The sequence below is a fragment of the Streptomyces sp. MGP-BFMKR1 genome (genome assembly GCF_057766585.1).
In genome coordinates, this window is sequence record NZ_CM173408.1 from 2,216,198 (window position 1) to 2,239,016 (window position 22,819).

Annotated in this window: 18 protein-coding genes and 5 tRNA genes; 11 read left to right on the forward strand and 12 right to left on the reverse strand. The window is 71.6% G+C overall.

Translation table 11 applies throughout. From position 1 onward, the window contains the following. Positions 1-101 precede the first annotated feature (101 nt). Positions 102-782 carry a 2-phospho-L-lactate guanylyltransferase gene (gene cofC, locus AC3CHW_RS08180; RefSeq protein WP_488471000.1) on the forward strand — a complete coding sequence of 227 codons (681 nt, stop codon included), beginning with the start codon at positions 102-104 and terminating at the stop codon, positions 780-782. 285 nt (positions 783-1,067) lie between these two features. Continuing rightward, positions 1,068-1,271, forward strand: a complete 204-nt coding sequence (locus tag AC3CHW_RS08185) for a hypothetical protein (RefSeq protein ID WP_187060093.1) — start codon at positions 1,068-1,070, stop codon at positions 1,269-1,271. Positions 1,272-1,731: 460 nt separating this feature from the next. On the opposite strand, the gene AC3CHW_RS08190 is transcribed toward AC3CHW_RS08185, so the two are convergent. From AC3CHW_RS08190 to leuC, 4 genes are all read right to left on the reverse strand, one after another. After that, positions 1,732-2,424, reverse strand: coding sequence for an HU family DNA-binding protein (locus tag AC3CHW_RS08190; RefSeq protein WP_459250765.1), 693 nt, complete (start codon positions 2,422-2,424; stop codon positions 1,732-1,734). A 125-nt stretch (positions 2,425-2,549) separates the two neighbouring features. Continuing rightward, entirely contained in the window at positions 2,550-2,795 is a 246-nt protein-coding gene (locus tag AC3CHW_RS08195; protein ID WP_176164326.1) for an SCO5555 family protein, read from the reverse strand. A gap of 126 nt (positions 2,796-2,921) precedes the next feature. Next, positions 2,922-3,515 carry a 3-isopropylmalate dehydratase small subunit gene (leuD, locus tag AC3CHW_RS08200; protein ID WP_398608763.1) on the reverse strand — a complete coding sequence of 198 codons (594 nt, stop codon included), beginning with the start codon at positions 3,513-3,515 and terminating at the stop codon, positions 2,922-2,924. A gap of 6 nt (positions 3,516-3,521) precedes the next feature. Then, positions 3,522-4,946, reverse strand: a complete 1,425-nt coding sequence (gene leuC, locus AC3CHW_RS08205; protein WP_459250764.1) for a 3-isopropylmalate dehydratase large subunit — start codon at positions 4,944-4,946, stop codon at positions 3,522-3,524. A 146-nt stretch (positions 4,947-5,092) separates the two neighbouring features. Between leuC and ndgR the strand changes: the two genes are divergently transcribed. After that, positions 5,093-5,809 (forward strand): IclR family transcriptional regulator NdgR, encoded by a 717-nt coding sequence (ndgR, locus tag AC3CHW_RS08210; protein ID WP_176164323.1) that lies wholly within the window; start codon positions 5,093-5,095, stop codon positions 5,807-5,809. Positions 5,810-6,311: 502 nt separating this feature from the next. On the opposite strand, the gene AC3CHW_RS08215 is transcribed toward ndgR, so the two are convergent. The 8 genes from AC3CHW_RS08215 to AC3CHW_RS08250 all read right to left on the reverse strand — a co-directional run bounded on the left by AC3CHW_RS08215 (position 6,312) and on the right by AC3CHW_RS08250 (position 10,764). Next, positions 6,312-6,384: transfer RNA gene (locus tag AC3CHW_RS08215), tRNA-Glu, on the reverse strand. A gap of 13 nt (positions 6,385-6,397) precedes the next feature. After that, a tRNA-Gln gene (locus AC3CHW_RS08220) sits at positions 6,398-6,469 on the reverse strand. Between the two features lie 13 nt (positions 6,470-6,482). Continuing rightward, positions 6,483-6,555, reverse strand: a tRNA-Glu gene (locus tag AC3CHW_RS08225). Between the two features lie 62 nt (positions 6,556-6,617). After that, a tRNA-Glu gene (locus tag AC3CHW_RS08230) sits at positions 6,618-6,690 on the reverse strand. 41 nt (positions 6,691-6,731) lie between these two features. Continuing rightward, positions 6,732-6,803 (reverse strand) — tRNA-Gln (locus AC3CHW_RS08235). A 676-nt stretch (positions 6,804-7,479) separates the two neighbouring features. Continuing rightward, the gene (gene gltX / locus AC3CHW_RS08240) at positions 7,480-8,946 is read right to left on the reverse strand and encodes a glutamate--tRNA ligase (RefSeq protein ID WP_488470025.1); all 1,467 of its coding nucleotides are present in this window, start codon (positions 8,944-8,946) and stop codon (positions 7,480-7,482) included. Further along, the gene (locus AC3CHW_RS08245) at positions 8,939-9,721 is read right to left on the reverse strand and encodes a fumarylacetoacetate hydrolase family protein (RefSeq protein WP_488470026.1); all 783 of its coding nucleotides are present in this window, start codon (positions 9,719-9,721) and stop codon (positions 8,939-8,941) included. The genes gltX and AC3CHW_RS08245 overlap by 8 nt, the downstream gene beginning before the upstream one ends. Before the next feature lie 863 nt (positions 9,722-10,584). Beyond that, positions 10,585-10,764 (reverse strand): hypothetical protein, encoded by a 180-nt coding sequence (locus AC3CHW_RS08250; protein WP_488470027.1) that lies wholly within the window; start codon positions 10,762-10,764, stop codon positions 10,585-10,587. A gap of 532 nt (positions 10,765-11,296) precedes the next feature. On the opposite strand from AC3CHW_RS08250, the gene AC3CHW_RS08255 reads away from it, so the two are divergent. The 8 genes from AC3CHW_RS08255 (at position 11,297) to AC3CHW_RS08290 (ending at position 22,673) form a co-directional block, all read left to right on the forward strand. Then, positions 11,297-15,178, forward strand: coding sequence for a sensor histidine kinase (locus AC3CHW_RS08255; RefSeq protein ID WP_488470028.1), 3,882 nt, complete (start codon positions 11,297-11,299; stop codon positions 15,176-15,178). Positions 15,179-15,571: 393 nt separating this feature from the next. Continuing rightward, positions 15,572-15,985 carry a roadblock/LC7 domain-containing protein gene (locus AC3CHW_RS08260; protein WP_176166450.1) on the forward strand — a complete coding sequence of 138 codons (414 nt, stop codon included), beginning with the start codon at positions 15,572-15,574 and terminating at the stop codon, positions 15,983-15,985. A gap of 97 nt (positions 15,986-16,082) precedes the next feature. After that, positions 16,083-16,490: a DUF742 domain-containing protein gene (locus AC3CHW_RS08265; protein ID WP_176164318.1), complete on the forward strand. Its 408-nt coding sequence runs from the start codon at positions 16,083-16,085 to the stop codon at positions 16,488-16,490. Beyond that, positions 16,471-17,049: a GTP-binding protein gene (locus AC3CHW_RS08270; RefSeq protein ID WP_176164317.1), complete on the forward strand. Its 579-nt coding sequence runs from the start codon at positions 16,471-16,473 to the stop codon at positions 17,047-17,049. Before AC3CHW_RS08265 ends, AC3CHW_RS08270 begins: the two co-directional genes overlap by 20 nt. A 324-nt stretch (positions 17,050-17,373) precedes the next feature. Further along, positions 17,374-20,763, forward strand: a complete 3,390-nt coding sequence (locus AC3CHW_RS08275; protein WP_488470029.1) for a sensor histidine kinase — start codon at positions 17,374-17,376, stop codon at positions 20,761-20,763. A 1-nt stretch (position 20,764) separates the two neighbouring features. Beyond that, positions 20,765-21,187 carry a roadblock/LC7 domain-containing protein gene (locus AC3CHW_RS08280; RefSeq protein ID WP_176164315.1) on the forward strand — a complete coding sequence of 141 codons (423 nt, stop codon included), beginning with the start codon at positions 20,765-20,767 and terminating at the stop codon, positions 21,185-21,187. Positions 21,188-21,268: 81 nt separating this feature from the next. Beyond that, the gene (locus AC3CHW_RS08285; protein ID WP_459250761.1) at positions 21,269-22,114 is read left to right on the forward strand and encodes a DUF742 domain-containing protein; all 846 of its coding nucleotides are present in this window, start codon (positions 21,269-21,271) and stop codon (positions 22,112-22,114) included. Next, positions 22,095-22,673 (forward strand): GTP-binding protein, encoded by a 579-nt coding sequence (locus AC3CHW_RS08290; protein ID WP_176164313.1) that lies wholly within the window; start codon positions 22,095-22,097, stop codon positions 22,671-22,673. The genes AC3CHW_RS08285 and AC3CHW_RS08290 overlap by 20 nt, the downstream gene beginning before the upstream one ends. Positions 22,674-22,819 lie beyond the last annotated feature (146 nt).

The following is a 22,819-nucleotide window of genomic DNA, read 5'->3' on the forward strand; positions in this document are numbered from 1 at the left end:
ATCTGGTCTGTCGAGGACACCGTAACCCCGCCGGTCTCAGGCGGCTTCGGCAGCAGGCAAGAATGATGCGTGTGCGCAGAGACGAAGCGAGGGAAGCGGGAGTGAGCTGGAGCTTGGTAGTGCCGCTGAAACCGCTGTCCCGCGCGAAGAGCCGGCTGGCCGACGCCGCGTCCGACGACCTACGACCTGGGCTCGCGCTCGCTTTCGCACAGGACACGGTGAGCGCGGCGCTGGCGTGTCCCGGAGTACGGGATGTGGTGGTTGTCACGGACGACCCGCTCGCGGCGGCCGAATTGTCGGCGCTCGGCGCAACGAGCGTGCCGGACACGCCCGGCACCGGCCTGAACGCCGCACTGGCCCACGGCGCCGCCATGGTGCGCGCGCGGCGTCCCGACGCGGCCGTCGCCGCGCTCAACGCCGATCTACCGGCTCTCCGGTCCGCGGAACTCCACCGAGTTCTGACCGCCGCCGCGGATTTCCCACGGGCTTTTCTCGCGGATGCCGCGGGAATCGGCACCACATTGTTGACCGCGGCCCCGAAATGGGAACTCAATCCGGCTTTCGGTGGCGCCTCCCGCGCTCGGCACCGCGCCACCGGGGCGCAGGACATTCCGCTGCTCGACGTGCCGAGCGTGCGCCAGGACGTGGACACGGGGCGCGACCTGCGGGCCGCGCTGGACCTGGGAGTGGGCCCGTACACGACCGCTCTCCTCGCCGCCAACGGAACGCCGCCCACAGCGTCCAGCGCCCCGCCCTCCGGCTCCCCCACGCCCCACGGCTGATCCCGCCTCGCCTCTCCCCCCGCCTCGGCACGCGCCGCCGCCCTCCCCCGTTCCGTGCGCCCCCGCGCCACGCCTGTCCGCGCGCCAGGCCATGGCGCGGCTGGCCCCGTGGGCGACGGAGCACGGAGCGACGCATCCCGCACGGGGCCTGGCGCACGGGGCACGGAGCCGCGACTGGTGGACACGGCGCACGGAGCACGGGGCGGCGCGCCCTTGGGCACGCGGCAACGGAGCGCCAGGCCGGCCCGCGCAGGGCAACGCCTGGCGCGGGCTACGCTGCTGCGTATGCAGGCGACCGCGTACACGTACGACCCCGACACCCGCGCGGGCAGCGTGCTGCTCGACGACGGAACTCCGCTGGACTTCGACGCGGCGGCCTTCGACGCTGGCGGGCTACGACTGTTGCGGCCCGGCCAACGAGTGCGGATCGACGTCGAGGGCGAGGGCGAGGCCCGCCGCGTGACCCTGGTGACGCTTCAGACGTTCTAGGCCGCTCGACAGCCCTACGGGCCTGCTCGCGGCCCGCTCTCGCCCGAAGAGCCCGCGGCGCGCCCTGCCCCCGACTTCTGGCCACACACACGCGTCCAGCGCCCCGCACCGCCGCGAAGTCGCCGCCCTATGGCCGCGACGCCGCCGCCCCGTGCCCCGTGCCCCGTGCCCCGTGCCCCGTGCTCCGTGCTCCGTGCTCCGTGCTCCGTGCTCCGGCGGGACGGTGCCCGACTCCGGCTACGAACGCCGCACCGGGCAGCGGCCCCAACGCGGACGGCGCCCAACGACCATGACCCGTGCAGCGCCGGAGTCGGGGCGGAACGGGGCGGGACGGGGCGGGGGTCTCGGCGTCGCGGGGGCGGGGGTGCGTGGGGGGTGTTCCGAACGCGCCGCGGGCCGGGCTCCCCTGAGGGAGTCCGGCCCGGCGAGGTGCTGCGCGAGACGGTGGTGGCCGCCGCGGCTACTTCTTCCTCGCGGTGGCCTTCTTGGCCGTGGTCTTGCGCGCCGTGGTCTTGCGCGCGGGAGCCTTCGTGGCCGTCGCCTTCTTCGCCGGCGCCGTCTTCTTCGCGCTGGTCTTCTTGGCGGTGGCCGTCGTCTTCTTCGCCGGCGTCGCCTTGACCGCGGTGGCCTTCTTAGCCGTCGCCGCCTTCTTGGCGGTGGTGGCCGTGGTCTTCTTCGCCGTCGCCGCCTTCTTGGCGGTGGTGGCCGTGGTCTTCTTCGCCGGCGTCGCCTTCTTCGTCGCGGCCTTCTTCGCCGTCGAAGCCTTCTTGGCGGTGGCCTTCTTCGCCGCGGCCTTGGCCGTCGTCCGCGTGGAAGAACCGCCCGAGAGGCTGCCCTTGGGGGCCTTCTTCACGGCCACGTCGTTCTTCGGGAGCTTCTTCGAGCCGCTCACCAGGTCCTTGAAGCCCTGACCCGCGCGGAAGCGCGGCACCGAGGTCTTCTTGACCCGGACCCGCTCACCGGTCTGCGGGTTACGGGCGTACCGCGCGGGGCGGTCAACCTTCTCGAACGAGCCGAAACCGGTGACCGAAACCCGGTCACCGCCCACGACCGCGCGGACGATGGCGTCCAGTACTGCATCCACCGCATCCGCGGCGTTCTGGCGTCCGCCGAGCTTGTCGGCAATGGCTTCCACGAGCTGCGCCTTGTTCACGTCTTCCCCTTCGGAGACATTGCTGGAACGAATCTGTTCAAGCTTTTTCGCACGTTAGGCAGATATATACCGCAAATCAAACACGAAACGGGCTAATCACCCTTGTGCCGCAACGAACTCGACCGTCACGGAGTTCCGTCGCTGTCGAGATCTTCGGGGAAACGGCCCTCGTCGAGGTCGTTCATCAACCGGTCCAGACGCCGCGCCGCGTCTGCCAGATCGTGCTTCGCCGCTGCCGTGATGACCAGCAGCTTCCGGGACAGCGCCATCCGTACGCCCTCCGGGACTTGCAGTGTGCGCACCCTCGCATGCGCTTCCTTGAGACGGTCGGCGACAATCCCGTAAAGCTGGAGTTGGGTGTCGCGTTCCATACGTTGATTGTGCCATCTACGGCGAGTTGTCGCCTCACGGGGCCCCAACACACCGATGCGTCGCCGGTCCGGAGACCGACGACGCATCGTGCCAAACGTGCCCCGTACACGGAGCACCGGGGTGCCTTAGACCTGCACCGTATGGGGTTTGAAGGCCGGTCGGGCGGCCTCGTACGCAGCGATTTCCGCCTCTTGGCGCAGGGTCAGACTGATGTCGTCCAGCCCCTCAAGCAGTCGCCAACGAGCGTTCTCGTCAAGCTCAAATTCGGCCGTTACGCTCCCCGCTCGCACCTGACGCGCCACGAGGTCCACGGTGACCGTGGTTTCCGGGTCCGCCTCGGTCAGTTCCCACAGTCGCTCCACCGTCTCCTGCGGCAAGACCACCGTCAGCAGACCGTTCTTGAGCGAGTTCCCCCGGAAGATGTCGGCGAACCGCGAGGAGATGACCGTCTTGAAGCCGTAGTTCTGCAAGGCCCAGACCGCGTGCTCGCGCGAGGAGCCGGTACCGAAGTCCGGGCCGGCGAGGAGCACGCTCGCGCCGGCGCGCTCGGGCCGGTTCAGCACGAAGTCCGGGTTCTTGCGCCACGCCTCGAAGAGGCCGTCCTCGAAGCCGTCGCGAGTGACCTTCTTCAGCCAGTGTGCCGGGATGATCTGGTCGGTGTCGACGTTGCTGCGGCGCAGCGGAACGGCGCGCCCGGTGTGCGTGGTGAATGCTTCCATGTCTGATCAGACCCCCACGGGAGCGGTTGACGGAGCGAGGTCGGCGGGCGAGGCGAGGCTGCCGCGCACGGCGGTGGCGGCGGCGACCTGGGGTGAGACCAGGTGCGTGCGCCCGCCCTTCCCCTGACGCCCCTCGAAGTTGCGGTTGGAGGTGGAGGCGGAACGCTCGCCGGGAGCGAGTTGGTCGGGGTTCATGCCCAGGCACATCGAGCACCCCGCGTGCCGCCATTCGGCCCCGGCCGCGGTGAAGACCTTGTCCAGGCCCTCCTGCACCGCCTGCAGGGCCACCCGTACCGAACCCGGAACCACGAGCATCCGGACGCCTTCGGCGACCTGGCGCCCCTCCAGCACGGCGGCGGCCGAGCGCAGGTCCTCGATCCGGCCGTTGGTGCACGACCCGACGAACACGGTGTCCACGCGGATGTCGCGCAGCGCCTGACCTGCCGTCAACCCCATGTACTCCAGGGCCTTTTCGGCCGCCTGCCGCTCGCTGACGTCCGCGTACGAGGCGGGGTCGGGCACGGACGACGACAACGGGGCACCCTGCCCCGGATTGGTGCCCCAGGTGACGAACGGGGCCAGCGTCGTCGCGTCGATGACCACCTCGCGGTCGAAGGTGGCGTCGTCGTCGGTGCGCAGGGTGCGCCAGTACGCCACCGCCTCATCCCACTGCTCGCCACGGGGCGCGTGGTCGCGACCCTCGAGGTAAGCGAAGGTGGTCTCGTCGGGGGCGATCATCCCGGCCCGCGCGCCGGCCTCGATGGACATGTTGCACACGGTCATCCGCGCTTCCATCGACAGCTTCTCGATGGCCTCACCGCGGTACTCGATGACGTAACCCTGGCCGCCACCGGTGCCGATCTTCGCGATGACCGCCAGGATCAGGTCCTTCGCGGTGACGTCCTCGGGCAGTTCGCCCTCGACGGTGATGGCCATCGTCTTGAACGGAGCCAGCGGCAGCGTCTGGGTGGCCAGCACGTGCTCCACCTGCGAGGTGCCGATCCCGAACGCGAGGGCGCCGAACGCCCCGTGCGTGGAGGTGTGGCTGTCGCCGCACACCACCGTGGTGCCCGGCTGGGTCAGCCCCAACTGCGGCCCCACGACGTGCACCACGCCCTGCTCGACGTCGCCCAGCGGGTGCAGGCGGACGCCGAACTCCGCGCAGTTCTTGCGCAGCGTCTCCAGTTGGACGCGCGAGACGGGGTCCGCGATGGGCTTGTCGATGTCGAGGGTGGGGGTGTTGTGGTCCTCGGTCGCGATGGTGAGGTCGGTACGCCGCACCCGCCGCCCCGCCTTGCGGAGCCCGTCGAACGCCTGCGGGCTGGTCACCTCGTGCAGCAGGTGCAGATCGATGAAGAGCAAGTCGGGCTCGCCCTCGGCGCGCCGGACGACGTGATCGTCCCAGACCTTCTCCGCCAGTGTCCGTCCCATCGCTGTCCCTCCGGCCGGCGTCGCTGCCGACCAACTCGTGTTGTTCGCGGGAGCGCCGCCATGAGTGCCCGGCGCCACCTCCAGCGTGGCGGCTGCCGTGAGAATTTGAACTTGCGTTTCATACTGTGAGACGCGAGTATCGTTGCATGGACAACTCTAGCGGCGTGGGCGTACTCGACAAGGCTGCTCTGGTGCTGAGCGCGCTGGAGGCCGGCCCGGCCACCCTGGCAAGCCTGGTCTCAGCGACCGGCCTCGCGCGCCCGACGGCGCACCGTCTCGCGGTGGCACTGGAGCACCACCGCATGGTGGCGCGCGACATGCAGGGCCGGTTCATCCTCGGCCCCCGGCTGGCCGAACTCGCGGCGGCGGCCGGCGAGGACCGACTGCTGGCCACGGCCGGCCCGGTCCTCACCCACCTGCGCGACGTGACCGGCGAGAGCGCCCAGCTCTACCGGCGCCAGGGCGACATGCGTATCTGCGTCGCCGCGGCGGAACGGCTGTCCGGACTGCGGGACACGGTGCCCGTCGGCTCGACGTTGCCGATGAAGGCCGGTTCGGCGGCGCAGATCCTGATGGCCTGGGAGGAGCCGGAGCGACTGCACCGTGGCCTGCAGGGGGCGCGCTTCACGGCGACGGCCCTGTCAGGCGTACGGCGCCGGGGCTGGGCCCAGTCGATCGGCGAGCGCGAGCCTGGCGTGGCCTCCGTCTCCGCGCCGGTACGGGGCCCCTCCAACCGCGTCGTCGCCGCGGTTTCCGTCTCGGGCCCCATCGAGCGCCTGACCCGCCACCCGGGCCGCATGCACGCCCAGGCGGTCATAGACGCCGCGCTCCGCCTCTCCGAGGCCCTGCGCCGCACGGGCTGACACAACCCCGGCACCACGCCCCCGACGCCCCGGCCCCAGCACGCCACCGCGCCCCGCACGGACGCCGCTCCGTGCTCCGTGCTCCGTGCCCCGTGCCCCGTGCCCCGTGCCCCGGCGAGGATCGCCGCTCCGTGCTCCGTGCTCCGTGCTCCGTGCTCCGGCGAGATGGTGCCGCGACGGGCGTCGTACGCGGCGCTCCGTTGACCTCAAGGGGCGGGCCTCTGCCGGCCCGCGCGCACGCTCCGTTGCCGCACGCCTGGCCGCGGAGCAGCAACGGGTCCGCGCTCCGTCCCTCACGGCCCACGGAGCAAGTACCGCTGCGCCGCGCACGGTTCCGAGCCACGCCAGGGGGCACCGTCAGGCAACACGTGGTCACGTCGCGCTGGTTCCCACGCGGCGCGGCGAGGCGCAGGGGCCCGTACCGGCCAAGCGATAACGCGACAGCGCATAACGCGAGATGGCCCCCCGCGTCACGCGGGAGGCCATCTCGTTTTTTCCTCTGTACCCCCGACCGGATTCGAACCGGCGCTACCGCCTTGAGAGGGCGGCGTGCTAGGCCGCTACACAACGGGGGCCTGATGTACTGCGCTGGGCTACCAGGACTCGAACCTAGACTAAATGAACCAGAATCACTCGTGCTGCCAATTACACCATAGCCCATGGTATAGACCAGTACCCCCGACCGGATTCGAACCGGCGCTACCGCCTTGAGAGGGCGGCGTGCTAGGCCGCTACACAACGGGGGCCCTAGCGATCCATTCGTCGTCGCCTCCGGGGTTTTTCCGGATGGTGACGGAGTCAGGATCAGTACCCCCGACCGGATTCGAACCGGCGCTACTGCCTTGAGAGGGCAGCGTGCTAGGCCGCTACACAACGGGGGCTTGTCACTGCATATCCAAGAGATCGGATGAGGAATCTCTTGCTGGGCTACCAGGACTCGAACCTAGACTAACTGAACCAGAATCAGTCGTGCTGCCAATTACACCATAGCCCACCAAAACTCAAACCCCCTGCTGGGGATTTTTGTTTGGATCTGCGCTTTCCGCTGGAGCTTCCCGGCCCCTGGCGGGCGGCGCAGGAAGAACATTACCCGACGGGAGGCGGCGCACCAAAACGGATACCGCTCGTGTGAGCGGCTCAACGGCCGCCCCAGGTGGGCTCACGCCCTGCACACGGGCCCGGTCGGCCCGCGCACGGCAGATCCCCGTCAGCGCCGCGCGGCGCGCGGCGTACGCCATCGCCCGCCCCGAAGGCACCGTACACACCGCGACGCACGCAGCGCCGGCCCCGCGCCACGCAGACGCCCGCCCGCGCCCGGCCCAGGCCCCACGCACGCCCGCCCACGCCCGACCACGCCCGGCTTCCGCCAGCCCGCCCACGAGCCGACGGACGCGTCGGCCCACGGAGCCGGACGGCGAGGCGGCGAGGCGGCGAGGCGGCGAGGCGGCGAGGCGGCGAGGCAGCGAGACAGCGAGGCAGCGAGACAGCGAGGCGGCAGACGACAAGACGACAAGGGCCTCCCCCACCACACAGCCCCGCACGGAGCAGCGACGTAGCCGTAACGGGGCGGTGGCCGGTGGCGGAACGGCGGAACAAACGGCTGGCGCCGCCCCACACCGTGGGACGGCGCCAGCCGTGGTCGGCCCCGTCGGGGCGCACCGTTGTCGCTCCTACAGCGCGGCCCGCAGTCGGCGCAGCGTCTCCTCGCGGCCGAGCAGTTCCATCGACTCGAACAGCGGCGGCGAGACCCGACGGCCGGTGACCGCGACCCGCAGCGGCGTGAAGGCGAACTTCGGCTTGATGCCGAGCCCGTCCACTAGCGCCTCGCGGAGCGTGGCCTGGATGGGCTCGGGCGTGAAGTCGGCCAACTCCTCCAGCGCCCTGATGCTGGCCTCAAGGACCGGCTTGGCGTCCTCGGTGAGCACCTTGGCCGCGTCGGTCTCGTCCACCCGGAAGTGCTCCGGCTTCACAAACAGGAAGCCGAGCATGCCGACCGCCTCGCCGAGCACCACCATGCGCTCCTGGGTGAGCGGAGCGGCCTTGGCGAGCAGTTCGAGCTCGGCGTCGCTGGGGCCCCGTCCCGGGAAGAGGAAGGGCACCAGGCGGCGCGCGAACTCGTCGGGCGCCAGGGCACGCAGGTGGGTGGCGTTGATGGCCTCGCACTTCTTGAGGTCGAACCGCGCCGGGTTGGCGTTGACGTCGCCCAGATCGAAGGCGGCGACCATCTCCTCGACGGAGAAGATGTCCCGGTCCTCGGAGAGCGACCAGCCCAGCAGGGACAGGTAGTTGAGCAGTCCCTCGGGAAGGAAGCCGCGCTCGCGGTAGAGGTTGAGGGACGCCTGCGGGTCGCGCTTGGACAGCTTCTTGTTGCCCTCGCCCATGACGTACGGGAGGTGGCCGAAGGCCGGCACGGTGCCGTTGCCCACGCCGATCTGGGCGAGCGCCCCGTACAGCGCGATCTGGCGCGGGGTCGAGGAGAGCAGGTCCTCGCCACGGAGCACGTGCGTGATCTCCATCAGCGCGTCGTCGACCGGGTTGACGAGGGTGTAGAGCGGGGCTCCGTTGGCGCGCACGATGCCGAAGTCCGGCACGTTCTCCGGGGTGAACGTCAGCTCGCCGCGCACCAGGTCGGTGAAGGTGATCGGGGTGTCGGGCATCCGGAACCGGACGATCGGGGTGCGCCCCTCGGCGCGGTACGCGGCGATCTGCTCGGCCGAGAGGTCGCGGCACTTCCCGTCGTACCCGGAGGGCTTGCCGGCCTTGCGGGCCGCGTCACGGCGGGCGTCGAGCTCCTCGGTGGTGCAGAAGCACTCGTACGCGAAGCCGCCTTCCTGGAGCTTGCGGGCGACGTCCGCGTAGATGTCCATGCGCTGCGACTGCCGGTACGGGGCGTGCGGGCCGCCGATCTCGGGGCCCTCGTCCCAGTCGAAGCCGAGCCAGCGCATCGAGTCCAGGAGCTGCTCGTAGCTCTCCTCGGAGTCGCGGGCCGCGTCGGTGTCCTCGATGCGGAAGACCAGGGTGCCGCCGTGGTGACGGGCGAACGCCCAGTTGAACAGGGCGGTGCGGACCAGGCCCACGTGGGGGTTGCCGGTGGGCGAGGGACAGAAACGGACGCGTACGGGAGATGCGCTAGCCACGCTTGATCACCTTGTTGGTGAGAGTGCCGATGCCTTCGATGGTGACGGCGACTTCGTCGCCGACGTTGAGCGGGCCGACCCCAGCCGGAGTGCCCGTGAGGATGACGTCGCCCGGGAGCAGCGTCATGGCCTCGGTGATGTGCACGATCAGGTCCTCGACGGAGCGGACCATCTCGCTGGTACGGCCGAGTTGCCGCTGCTCACCGTTGACGGTGCACATGATCGCGAGGTCGCTGGGCTCGACGTCGGTCTCCACCCACGGCCCCAGCGGGCACGAGGTGTCGAACCCCTTGGCCCGCGCCCACTGCTGCTCGCGGCGCTGTACGTCGCGCGCGGTGACGTCGTTGGCGCAGGTGTAGCCGAGGATGACGTCCCTGGCCCGCTCGCGCGGGACCTCCCGGCACATCCTGCCGATCACGACGGCCAGCTCGGCCTCGTGGTGGACCTCCTGCGAGAAGGAGGGGTAGGCGATGGCGTCGCCGGGGCCGACCACCGAGGTGGACGGCTTGAAGAAGGCGACCGGAACGTCGGGGACCTCGTGGCCGAGTTCCCTGGCGTGCTCCGCGTAGTTGCGACCGATCGCCACGACCTTGTTGGGAAGCACCGGGGGCAGCAGGCGCACCTTGTCCAGCGGGATCTTCTGGCCCGAGCGCTCGAATTCGGCGAAGGGGTGTCCCTTGATGATGTCGAGGACGGGGCCGCCGTCAGGGGCGGCGGCCTCCTCCACGACTCCGAACGCGACGTTGCCGTCGATGGAGAATCTGGCGATGCGCACGGGAAGTGCTGCCCTTCACTACTGATCATTGGCTGAGGTCTGACGCTCCAGGCTATCGCCCCGTTTTCGACACCGCCGCGCTCCCGGCCCGTCACCGCACGGCACCGCCCCGGTGCACCAGGTAGCGGTACGGGGCGCGGCACCTCTCTCACACGGGGCGCGGCTCGGGGTCACGTACGGGGCGCGGGGCACGGAGCGGGCACGGGCCCAGTTCCTCTCCCGTACGGAGCACGAGGCACGGGGCACGGGGCCCAGCCCCCTCCCACACGGGGCGCGGGGCTCGCGCCCCTCAGTACGGAGCACGGGGCGCGGGGCGCGGCTCGGGGTCACGTACGGGGCACGGGGCACGGAGCGGACACGGGCCCAGTTCCTCTCCCGCACGGAGCACGGGGCACGCGGCACGGGGCCCAGCCCCCTCCCGCAGCGCGGGACTCGCGCCCCTCAGCACGGAGCACGGAGCACGGAGCACGGGGCGGGGCACGGGCCCCCGGTGCGGAGCACGGAGCCGCAACGCAGAGCCCCGCCCGCGCCCCGGAGCGCCGCGCCGAACGGGGCAGGGCAACGGCAGGCCGCGGAAACAGGGGGCAGGCGACGGGAAACGCGAAAAACCCCAGCCCTGCCGGTGGCGTGGGCGGTGCGCGCCGATACGGGGCGTGCGTCGCCAGCCGGGGGCGGGGCCGGGGTGGGGAGTGCTCGGCGCGGGGCGGGTCCGTGGGGCGGGTGGGGCGCTGGAGCGGCAGGGAGAGTGAGCCGCTCGCGCGCGGGGCTCGCGACCGTGCGCCGGGGGGCGCGACGAGGTGGGGCGGACGGGGGCGGCGGGCTCCGAGGGGGCCGTGGGGCGCCGCCCACGAGGGAGGTGGCCGCTACTCGGGTGCTTCGGTGAGAATCGTGCGACGGGGGTTCGCCGTCTGGGCGGGCAGCTCGACCGAGGTGGTCTGCTGCTCTTCCACGGGCGCGGTCTGGAGTTCTTCGGCATCCTTGAGGTGGGCGAGAGTGGTGCGCCGCGGGTTGGCTATGTTGCGGAACATCATCGTCGTCTTCACTGGATCTGCCTCGTCTTGTCGTTTTCGCGGACGGTGTAAAGCGTCAGGCTAAACGCGCGCTTCCCCCGAAATCCGCGAGCCCAGTCACGCCCAGCATGTGAGTTCTCTCACGAAGAGGCGGACAAATGCCACATCGTGCGCACCTATCACCCCAGGCGGAATCCGGCATTGCCGGCCTATGCGGACGTTCCGCTCTTGATCATCGCGACCCGGACACCTACCACTCCCGAGCGGAACGTGCATAAAAGTCCGGTATCACGGCCATTGTTTTCCACATGCGGTCACTTTATTGCCACGTACCGTCACCGCATCCACACCGTGACCCACGGCTCTTGTTGGAGCATCCGGCACTGTGCTGGAATTCCACGGACCGCCGACAGGATTCACCTGGCGCGCAGCGGGCGCAGACGGGGCGCCGAGCGGCGGCGGCCTCGCTCCGCAACAAGGAAGGGTCGAGCGCGCCGGTCACTCACGACTCACACCGTTTCGCCGTACGCACGGTGGGACGCCTGGTCCAGAGGTTGCGACGCTAGTGCAGGGACGTTTCAAGAAGGATGGCAACGCCGCGGCGGACCCCGAGCCGCGCGGTGGTAGCGACCGCGGCGCGGATGTCAGTACGCGGCCGACCGCGCCCAGCGGGGAAGAGTCATCCGGCGAGCGGCCGAAGGTGAAGGCCCCCACGGGGCCCGGGCCGCGAATAGCCCTGCGTAACTGGAAGATCAGCACCCGACTCGTGTCGCTGCTCGCCCTCCCCGTGGTGGCCGCCACCACGCTGGGCGCCCTGCGTATCCAGAACTCGATGGACAACATCGAGCAGCTCGACCAGATGAAGCTGCTCACCGAGATGACGCAGCAGGCGACCGAGCTCGCCAACGCGCTCCAGGAGGAGCGCGACCAGTCGGCCGGGCCGCTGGCCGGCGCCGGCGACGACCGGGACGACCAGGTGGTCGCGCCCCGTCAGGCGACCGACCAGGCACTCGTCGCGTTCGCCGACGCCACGGACGACCTGGACCCGGTCGACCCGGCGATCACCGGCGTGCAGTCCACGGTGATCGACATCAAGAAGCAGCTCAACAAGATCCACGAGATCCGCAAGCAGGCGTACAAGGACCGCGACTACACCTCGCAGACGATCCTCGGATACAACGAGCTGATCACCTCGCTGCTCTCGCTCTCCCAGGACATGGCGCAGGCGACCAGCAACCGCGCGATGATCAACAAGACGCGCGCCCTCGCCACGTTCTCGTCGGCCAAGGAGTACGCGTCCATCCAGCGCGCCTCCATCAGCGCGGCCCTGGCGCACCCGAACAAGCCCAAGCTCTCGGCGATCGACAGCCGGTACACCTCCACGGCGCTGGAGAAGGAAGACCAGGCGCTCCGCCGGTTCCTGGAGATCCGCAGCGGTGACACGCCGGAGCTGCTCGACCCGCTCACCGGCGACAACAGCGACATCAACGCGGCCAACAAGTACGCGCTGCGCATGGTGCGCGACCCGGAGAGCCTGGCGTCCGCCAAGCGCACCTACATGGACTGGTACGACCAGGACAGCATCAAGCTCGTGGCGATGTCCAAGATCGAGCAGACGCTGCTGACGGAGATGGAGCAGAAGGCCCGCGAGCTGCGCTCCGAGGCCAAGCAGGACGCCTTCATCAACGGTGCGCTGATCCTGCTCGTCCTCGGCATCTCGCTGGTGGGCGCGTTCGTCGTCTCCCGCTCCATGGTGCGTTCGCTGCGCCGGCTCCAGGACACCGCGCAGGACGTCGCCCAGCAGCGACTGCCCGAGCTGGTCAAGGAGCTGTCCGAGCACGACCCGCAGGATGTGGACACCTCCGTCGAGTCGGTCGGTGTGCACAGCCGGGACGAGATCGGCAAGGTGGCCGCGGCCTTCGACGACGTGCACCGCGAGGCGGTCCGACTCGCCGCCGAGCAGGCGCTGCTGCGAGGCAACGTCAACGCGATGTTCACCAACCTCTCGCGCCGCAGCCAGGGCCTGATCCAGCGGCAACTCTCGCTCATCTCCGAGCTGGAGTCCCGCGAGGCGGACCCGGACCAGCTCTCCTCGCTGTTCAAGCTGGACCACCTCGCGACGCGTATGCGCCGTAACGGTGAGAACCTGCTCGTCCTCGCGGGTGAGGAGCCGGGGCGCCGGTGGACCCGCCCCGTGCCGCTGGTGGACGTGCTCCGCGCGGCAGCGTCCGAGGTGGAGCAGTACGAGCGGATCGAGCTCAGCTCCGTTCCGGGCACCGAGGTCGCGGGCCGGGTCGTCAACGACCTCGTGCACCTGCTGGCCGAGCTGTTGGAGAACGCGACGTCCTTCTCGTCGCCGCAGACCAAGGTCAAGGTCACCGGGCACGCGCTGCCGGACGGCCGGGTGCTCGTGGAGATCCACGACACCGGCATCGGGCTCTCCCCCGAGGACCTGGCGGCGATCAACGAGCGGCTGGCCAGCCCGCCGACCGTGGACGTGTCGGTCTCGCGCCGGATGGGTCTGTTCGTGGTCGGTCGCCTGTCGCTGCGGCACGGCATCCGCATCCAGCTCCGGCCGTCGGACTCCGGCGGTACGACCGCGCTGGTCATGCTGCCGGTCGACGTAGCCCAAGGCAGCGGCAAGAAGCCCGCTCCGGGCACGCCCGGCGCGCCCGGTTCAACCGGCGCCCCCGGGCAGTCCAGCACGCCGGCCGGGGGCACCCCCGCGCTGGGCAAGGCGGCCGGCCCCGGTGGCAACGGCTCGGCCGGCCCCGCGACCGCCGGTACGGGCACGCGCCGCCAGGTGCCGGGCTCGGGACCGCGGGCCGAACTCGCGGGCGGCGGCTCGACCCCGCAGCGCACGAAGCCGAGCCCGAGCGGCCCGGTGCCGCCCAGCGGCACCGCCGGTCAGCCCGCGCGGGGCGGCGCCACGCGCAGCGGGCTGCCCACCCGCCCCGTCGGCGCCTCGGTGCCCGGCAACGGGGCGGCCGGGGCGGGCGCCGGTGGCGGCGACTTCTTCGGCAGCGGCGGTAGTGGCAACCGGGCCAGCGGTGGCGGAAACGTCCCCGCAGCCACCGGTGACTTCTTCGGCGGCAGCCGGGCCGGCGCGCGCAGCGCGGCCGGCGCCGACCAGGGGCAGGGCCCGGACGCGAACCGCCCGGCGCTGCCCACGCGCGGCGGCCAGGACGCACCGGACAACGAGCCCACCGTCGCCCCGCCGACCGGCGCCCCCGCGGGCGCGGGTCGCTCCGGCGAGCGTGGGGCGCGCCCGCAGCTCCCGCAGCGCGGCCCCGCCCCCGAGCTGACCGGCTCCGTGGCCTCCGAGTCCGCCGAGGCGCCGGCCCGGGACGGCGGGCCGCAGGCGCCCGGCGCCAACTGGGGCGCCCGGCGCGCCGCCGCGGCGGACGACTGGCCCACCGACCGCGACGCGGCACGTGACCACGCGGAGATCGACACCACGCCGCCGTTCCCGCGCGGTGCCGCCGGCGGCCCCGGCGACACGGGCGAGTTCGCCGTCCCCAGCGCCCCGCGCGGGGCGGGCGACACCGGCGAGTACGCGCGGCCGAACACCGCGGACACCGGCGGCTACCCGCTTCCCGACACCGGCGGCTACCCGCAACAGGCCGGCCCGGGCGACACCGGCCAGTACGCGTTGCCGTCCCAGCCCTCCGGTGTCGCGGACACCGGCCAGTACGCCCTGCCCGCGGGCGGCCCGGGCGACACCGGCGAGTACCCGCGCCCCACGGACACCGGCGGCTACGCCCGGCCCGAAGGCGCCGGCGCGTACCCGGACGCGTACGCCCAGGGCACCTCGGAGGAGACCGGTGGCTACCCGGCGCCGGGCGAGACCGGGGCGTACCCGCGGCACACCGACACGGGCGAGTACGCGCGGCCCGACGCGTACGCGGGCGGTCGGGGGAGACGGGTGAGTACCCGCGGCCGGCCGGCGACACCGGCGAGTACGCGCTGCCCACCGACACGGGCGAGTACCCGCGTCCCACCGACACCGGCGGCTACCCGCAGCCGGGGCGTGCGGACACCGGTGAGTACTCGCGTCCGGAGCATGGGCAGGACGGCTCGGGGGACACCACCCAGTTCCAGCGGCCCGACTTCAACGGCTCGCCGCCCGGGCGTGGCGGGGCGTACCTGCCGCAGGGCGGCCCGGGCGTGGGACTCGGCCAGAGCGCGCACGCCGAGCCGGCGCCGGCGCCCGAGGACGACCACCTCACCGGCGAACTGCCGCTTCCGCAGGGCTTCGACAACGGTGGCACCCCGATCTTCGACACGATCGAGTCGCGCTGGTTCCACAGCGCGCAGGGCCCCGTGCCCGCCGAGCCGGCGCCGCACCCCGCGGCCCCGCACGGCGCCGCCCCCGGCGGCGAGGGCGAGTCGGCGCGATCGGCCGCGCCCCCGCTGCCGCGGCGCGAGCCGGGCCAGCAGGGCCTGATCCCCGCGCGGACCACGGGGCAGCGGCCCCAGGCGGCGGACGGCGCGGACGCGCAGGCCGCCGGCGCGGCCGGGAACGCGGCCTGGCGCTCCTCCCCCAACGACGAGCGCTGGCGGCGGGCCGAGCAGGTCCGTGAGCCGGCGGCGGGCGGGGTGACCTCGTCCGGGCTGCCCCGTCGCGTACCGCGTGCCAACCTCGTCGACGGCACCGCCGAGGAGCAGCCCGCCCAGCGGCGCGGCGGCCCCCAGGTCTCCCGCGCGCCCGACGACGTGCGCGGGCGACTGACCAACCTTCGTCGTGGTATCCAGCAGGGCCGTCAGGCCGGAACGGACGGTCGGCCTTGAGTCTCGCGGTCGCGGTCCCCTTCACCAGCAGGAGCGTTAGTTGAGTCCGATGAGCCAGGCGGCGCAGAATCTGAACTGGTTGATCACCAACTTCGTGGACAACACCCCGGGGGTGTCGCACACGGTGGTGGTCTCCGCCGACGGCCTGCTTCTGGCGATGTCCGAGGGGTTCCCCCGGGACAGGGCCGACCAGTTGGCGGCCGTGGCCTCCGGTCTGACCTCGCTGACGTCCGGTGCCTCCCGCATCTTCGAGGGCGGCGCCGTGAACCAGACCGTGGTCGAGATGGAGCGCGGTTTCCTTTTCATCATGTCGATTTCCGACGGGTCCTCGCTCGCGGTGCTCGCGCACCCCGAGTGCGACATTGGTCTCGTCGGTTATGAGATGGCGCTTCTCGTCGACCGTACGGGTAACGTCCTGACCCCTGACCTGCGTGCGGAATTGCAGGGAAGTCTGCTCAACTGACCCCCGATCACCGTCCGTCCTTCGCTTCACCGCCAGGCCCCCCACCGGCACCGACCGACGGCACCACTACCAGCTTGCTGTCCCGACCGGAGGAACCATGAACCCGCCCGCTGCCTCGACCGGCCCGTACGGCGCCTCCCATCACGCGCCGTACGGGGTCGAAGGTGACCAGCCGCTGGTGCGCCCGTACGCCATGACCGGGGGTCGCACCCGGCCGCGCTACCAGCTCGCCATCGAGGCACTGGTGAGCACGACGGCAGACCCCGCGCACCTGCAGGGGCTGCTCCCCGAGCACCAGCGGATCTGCCACCTGTGCCGTGAGGTCAAGTCGGTCGCGGAGGTCTCCGCGCTGCTCGCGATACCCCTCGGCGTCGCTCGCATCCTCGTCGCCGACCTGGCCGAGGCCGGCATGGTGGCGATCCACCAGCCCGGCAGCTCCGAGGCGGGCGGCACGCCTGACGTGACTCTGCTCGAAAGGGTGCTCAGTGGACTCCGCAAGCTCTAGCGGCGCGGCCCGCTCCACCACCTCCGCGAAGATCGTGGTGGCGGGCGGCTTCGGCGTGGGCAAGACCACGTTCGTCGGCGCGGTCTCGGAGATCAATCCGCTGCGCACCGAGGCCGTGATGACCTCCGCGTCGGCGGGGATCGACGACCTGAGCCACGTTCAGGACAAGACCACGACGACCGTGGCGATGGACTTCGGCCGCATCACGCTGGACGACGACCTGATCCTGTACCTGTTCGGCACGCCCGGGCAGGACCGTTTCTGGTTCATGTGGGACGACCTGGTCAAGGGCGCGATCGGCGCGATCGTGCTGGTGGACACCCGCCGGCTGGCCGACTGTTTCCCGGCCGTCGACTACTTCGAGAACTCCGGTCTGCCGTTCGTCATCGCCCTCAACGGCTTCAACGGGCACCAGCCCTACTCCCCCGACGAGGTGCGCGAGGCGCTCCAGATCGGCCCGGACACGCCGATCATCGTCACCGACGCCCGACACCGTGGGGAGACCAAGAGCGCGCTCATCACCCTGGTCGAGCACGCGCTGATGGCCCGCCTCAAGTAGCGTGAGCTACTGGGTAGTTGTCGTACGCACCGTTGTGTCGTTTGCCACGGCTAGCCCGCAAATTCATAACGTTTCGACAGGCAATTACCGCGTGCCCACTACGCAGTGCACCCACTCAACTCCGGAGCGCACTCGATTCTTCCGAATTTTGCCGTCGGTCGCCCTTAACGCCCGTTTTATCTCCGTGGCCGACAGTCCTCCATCCGGTAGCGGCACTGTTTGGAATGCGCCTGCCTCACGTGCTGGAATTCGCTGAACTGAGCGGTAAGGGCTCAGCAGAGAACGGCACAACATCAAGTGCCGACGCCGGAAGGTTGTTGGTTAGTGAGGCGAAGCACAACGGCGCCCGCGACGGGGTCGCCCCAGCCACGGACCCCACAGGGTCAGGCGCGGGGCAACTTCACGCCGCCATCGCGCACGGTGGCATCGCCCGACGCGGCACCTGATGCCCCGCCGCCCCAGGGCGGCCCCTGGTCCCCGCGCAACTGGCGGGTCCCGGTCCGGCTGAACGCGATCCTGCTCATCCCGGTCCTGGTGGCCCTGGTCTTCGGCGGCTTCCGCGTCGCCTCGTCCGTGGACACGTGGCAGGAGGCGCAGGACGCCGAGCGCACGGCCGGGCTGGTGCGCGCCGCGGCCACGTACGGCCAGGCGCTGATCAACGAGCGGGACGTGTCCACGGTGCCGCTCCTTGAGGGCCGCGAGACCGACGAGATGCGGCAGGCCCGGCGGACGACCGACGCGGCGGCCAAGGAGTTCGACCGCTTCGCGCGCGACATGCCGGACGACGCCGGGCTGGAGCGCCGGCTCAAGGCGTTCCGCGCCGTGGAGCCGCGGCTGACCTCGCTGCGCCAGAACGCCTTCAGCTCGCGGCTGCCGGGGGTGCAGACCGAGGAGGGGTACGTCACCGTCCAGCACCCGCTGATGGAGTTCTCCAACGAACTCGGCCTCGGCACCGGCAACATCACCTCCTACGGCCGTACGGTCTACGCGATCTCCCTGGCCAAGGCCGCCGAATCGTTGCAGCGCTCGATCGGCGCGCACCTGCTGACCAAGCCGGGCCCCAGCGAGGCGGACCGCCTCGCGCAGCTCACCGCCTTCTCCTCGTACGCCTACCTGGAGCGGATCGCGCTCCTCGAGTTCGAGTCCGGCGGCATGGACGCGGACACCGCGCACCTCAAGCGGCTCCTGCGGGAGGCCGAGGAGAGCGGGAAGAAGAAGGTGGCCGACGCGCGGGAGCGCGCCGAGGGCCGTGGCGAGAAGTTCACGCCGCCGCCGTCGACGGACACCATGGCCAAGGCCATCGGCTCCGGCGCGAAGCCGTCCGAGCTGCGCGACCAGGGCATCACCGCCGCCGCCTGGTTCGACGCCTCGACGGCCACGTTCGACGCCTACCGCACGATCGAGGAGAGCCTGGCCGACAAGGCCGTGGACGAGGCGGCGCAGATCTCGTCCGACGCCCGCCGGGACACCTTCGTCAACTCCGCGATCGTGCTGGTGGCGCTGCTGGCCGCGTTCATCGTGGCCGGCCTGATGGCCCGCTCGATGAGCCGGAGCATGCGCCAGTTGCGCAACGCCGCGCTGGAGGTCGCCGAGCAGCGGCTGCCCGAGCTGGTCGACCAGCTCTCGCGTACGGAGCCGGGGCGCACCGACACGCGCGTGACCCCCATTCCGATCACCACCCGGGACGAGATCGGCGAGGTCGCCCGCGCCTTCGACCACGTGCACCAGGAGGCGGTGCGCCTCGCCGCCGAGCAGGCGCTGCTGCGCGGCAACGTCAACGCGATCTTCACCAACCTCTCGCGCCGCAACCAGGGCCTCATCGAGCGCCAGCTCACGCTGATCAGCACGCTGGAGAACAACGAGGCCGACCCGGACCAGCTCGAGAACCTGTTCCGGATGGACCACCTGGCCACCCGCATGCGCCGCAACGGCGAGAACCTCCTCGTCCTCGCGGGCGAGGAGCCGGGCCGGCGCTGGAACCAGCCGGTGCCGCTGGTGGACGTGCTCCGCGCCGCCTCGTCCGAGGTGGAGAGCTACGAGCGGATCGAGCTGGCCGGCGTCCCGGACAGCGAGATCCACGGCAACGCCGTCACGGACCTGGTGCACCTGCTGGCCGAGCTGCTGGAGAACGCCACCACGTTCTCCTCGCCGCAGTCCAAGGTGCGGGTGACCGCGACCCGGCTGCCCGACGGCCGGGTCATGATCGAGATCCACGACAAGGGCATCGGCCTGACCGCCGAGGACTTCGCGGACATCAACCACCGGCTGGCCCACCCGCCCACCGTCGACGTGGCGGTCTCCCAGCGCATGGGCCTGTTCGTGGTCGGCCGGCTGGCCAACCGGCACGGCATCCGGGTGCAGTTGCGCCCCGCCGGCGAGCAGGCCGGCACCACGTCGCTGGTCATGCTGCCCGAGCCGATCACGCACGGCGGTGGTGGCGACGACGCGCCCCAGGAGGACTTCGCCGTCTCGCCGATCGTCCCCGAGCAGCCCGCGTCCCCGTCGCCGCAGCAGCCGAACGCCCCGCGCACGGCCGCGGAGCTGGGCTTCGACGACGCCGGCCACCCGACGTACGAGGGCCAGCAGGGCGCCGTGTACGAGGGCCAGCAGGCCGCTCCGTACCAGAGCGCCCCGGGCGGGGGCTTCGGCGGTGAGTACGGGAGCGAGTACGGCGGCGGCCAGGCGGCGCCTGGCCAGCAGCCCTACGGGGCCGAGCGGGGCGCCGGCTTCCCCACCGGTGACGACGGCGCCGGGGGGTACGACGCGGTGCCGGGCGCCGGCTACGACGCCGGGCCGGGCGGTGGGTACGACGCCGGCTACGCGTCCGCGCCGGGCGGGGCGACCGCGACCGGCTACCCGGACGACGCCGGGCATGCGGCGGCGCCGGCGGCCCCGTACCCGGGGCCGCCGGAGCACGAGCACACCGGCCAGTCCCCGCTCCCGGACGCGGGGACCGCGCCGACGCCGGACGGGCTGCCGCAGCACGGTGGCTACCTGTCCGACGGCTCTCGCGACGGTGCGTATCCGGAAGGTGACTACGCGGATCAGTCCGAGACCGGGCAGCAGCCCTACGTCCCGCACGACGCGCGGGGCCACCAGGGTGAGTGGGCCGCGTCCGACGCGTACCAGGCGCCCGTCGCCGACCCGCACGGAGCGCAAACGGAACCCTTCCCGAGCGCTGCGGAAGACGGCCCGGAGCGCGTAGAGTTCCACCGTCCGGGCCCATCGCCCAGCGGCATCGACTCGGTCACCGAGGCGGGCCTCCCGCGCCGTGGCAAGCAGTGGCGGGCTTCGGACGGGACCGACGTCGCGGACGCGGCGGCGGACCACACCGAGTCAGCACACCCAGGACCCGAGGAGCAGGCGGAGCCGGAGCAGCAGCACACGCCGCAGCAGGCGGACTCCGGCTGGCAGTCGGCCAACGACGAGCGCTGGCACCGTGCCGAGCAGCTACGTGAGCCGAAGGCAGGCGGAGTGACTCCGTCCGGGCTGCCGAGGCGCGTCCCCAAGGCCAATCTGGTAGAGGGCACCGCCGAGGAGAGCCAGCAGGGCGGACCACAGATTTCGCGGTCCCCGGAGGACATCCGCGGCAGGTTGAGTAATCTGCGGCGCGGGGTCCAACAGGGGCGCAACGCGGGCGCCGACAACAGCACGCACCACCAGCATGACCAACAGGGCTTCGGCCCCGGCAGCACCTACGATCAGGAGCGTTAGTGTGAGCCCGATGAGCCAGGCGGCGCAGAACCTGAACTGGTTGATCACCAACTTCGTGGACAACACCCCAGGGGTGTCCCACACGGTGGTGGTCTCCGCCGACGGACTCCTTCTGGCGATGTCCGAAGGGTTCCCCCGTGACCGGGCCGACCAACTGGCGGCCGTAGCCTCCGGTCTGACCTCGCTGACCTCCGGCGCCTCCCGCATCTTCGAGGGCGGCGCCGTGAACCAGACCGTGGTCGAGATGGAGCGCGGCTTCCTCTTCATCATGTCCATCTCCGACGGGTCCTCGCTGGCCGTACTCGCTCACCCCGAGTGCGACATCGGTCTCGTCGGCTACGAAATGGCCCTCCTCGTCGACCGCACCGGCGGTGTTCTCACTCCGGATCTCCGCGCGGAACTGCAAGGGAGCCTTCTCAACTAGCAAACAAACAGTGCGTTTCGCGCCACCGCGCCATAAGGTGCGGTGGCGCGACCGGCAGACAGGCGAGTTGGAGGAGGAACCGTGGCAACGCCCCCGAGCGGCTATTCGTACGGCGAAGGGCAGCAGCCTGACCCCCAGGGCCAGGCGCCGCTGAACCGGTTCAACTTCCCCTCCGCGCCCAGCCGTCGGGTCCGGCCCACGGCCCAGCGCCAGCCGGGCGCGGCCGAGCAGCCGCACCCCCAGCAGAGCCAGCCGGGCCCGGGCCAGTACGGCCAGGGCCAGCCGGGTCAGGGCCAGGGCCAGAGTCAGCCCGGTCAGGGCCAGTACGGCGCGCGGCGGCCGGGTGGCTCGTGGCACGCCGACCCGCAACAGCAGTCCTATCCGCAACAGCCGTACCAGCAGCCGTACGAGCAGGGTTACGGCCAGCCGCACCAGCAGCCGGGCCGCCACGCGCAGCCGCAACGACAGCCGCAGCCCCAGCCGGGCTACGAACCGCCCGCCGGGCCGCGCCATCCGCACAGCCCGCGCATCGAACCGGTGCCGCCGCAGCGGCACGAGCCGGAGCCGGCGCCCGCCGGTAGCGCGCACAACCCCTTGGTGCGCCCGTACGCGATGACCGGTGGCCGCACGCGTCCGCGCTACCAGCTCGCCATCGAGGCGCTGGTGAGCACCACCGCCGATCCGTCCCAGCTCCAGGGCCAACTCCCCGAGCACCAGCGGATCTGCCACCTGTGCCGGGAGATCAAGTCGGTCGCCGAGATCTCCGCACTCCTCTCCATCCCCCTTGGCGTCTCCCGCATCCTCGTCGCCGACCTGGCCGAGGCGGGGCTCGTCGCCATCCATCAGCCCGGCGGCGACGAAACCGCCGGCGGTCAGCCTGACGTGACACTGCTCGAAAGGGTGCTCAGTGGACTTCGCAAGCTCTAGCGGTGCAGCCCGCTCCACCACCTCCGCGAAGATCGTGGTGGCGGGCGGCTTCGGCGTGGGCAAGACCACGTTCGTCGGCGCGGTCTCGGAGATCAATCCGCTACGCACCGAGGCCGTGATGACCTCCGCATCGGCGGGGATCGACGACCTCACGCACGCGCCGGACAAGACCACCACCACGGTGGCCATGGACTTCGGCCGCATCACGCTCGACCAGGACCTGATCCTGTACCTGTTCGGCACGCCCGGGCAGGACCGTTTCTGGTTCATGTGGGACGACCTCGTACGCGGCGCGATCGGCGCCGTGGTGCTGGTCGACACGCGCCGACTGGCCGACTGTTTCCCGGCCGTCGACTACTTCGAGAACTCCGGCCTGCCGTTCGTCATCGCCCTCAACGGCTTCGACGGGCACCAGCCGTACACCCCCGACGAGGTGCGCGAGGCGCTCCAGATCGGCCCGGACGCGCCGATCATCGTCACCGACGCCCGGCACCGCAACGAGGCGAAGAGCGCGCTGATCACCCTGGTCGAGCACGCGCTGATGGCCCGCCTCCGCTAGCCCGACGCAGGCCGGGGCGGGGACGGGCCGCAGTGCGGCGCCCCTCCCCCGGCCGCCGGCCGGCCGCGCACCCCGACCGCGAACCGCCGGCCCGCGCGCGACCCGAAAAAGCCCCCGCCGCTCCGAGGAGCAACGGGGGCTTCGTG